The 521-nt window shown below is 44.7% G+C and carries 1 pseudogene; it reads left to right on the top strand.

What is annotated here, in order from left to right:
• Window positions 1-521 (top strand): annotated as a pseudogene (locus Q0845_RS27705) (hypothetical protein); the annotation flags it as partial.

Below are 521 nucleotides of genomic sequence, written 5' to 3'. Positions count from 1 at the left end.
GTGATGATGATGGTATTGACGATGTGGATGAAGCAGGACAAGGCACCTTCACAGGAACTGACACCGATGGTGACGGACTAGATGATGGCTTTGATACCAGTGATGATACAGGAGTAGAACCAGATGTAAATGATAACCTAAACACAGGAGCCGCAGGTACAGATAACAACGATGATCCAAGCACGCCAGAAGTTGACTTTAGAGAAGAAATGGACTTTGACGGCGATGGTATTCCAGATACAGTTGATGTCGATGATGACAATGACGGAATCGCTGATGTTGATGAAAACCCAACAGGTGTAGATCCAAGTGCGGATACAGACAATGATGGTGTACCAAACTATCTAGATGATGCGCCAGGCGATCCACTAGTTGGAGATGCAAACGGAATGATTGAACCAGGCTTTGATGCAGACAACGATGGCATTCCAAATCATTTCGATTTAGACAGTGACAATGACGGCATTACGGATGTAGTAGAAACAGGTAATGGCGATCTAGACACAGACAATGATGGTGAT

Origin of the sequence: uncultured Kordia sp., from assembly GCF_947489565.1 — a bacterium.
GTDB lineage: Bacteria > Bacteroidota > Bacteroidia > Flavobacteriales > Flavobacteriaceae > Kordia.
The sequence above is the reverse complement of the archived record's forward strand: the minus strand, read 5'-3'. Positions and strand labels throughout refer to the sequence as shown.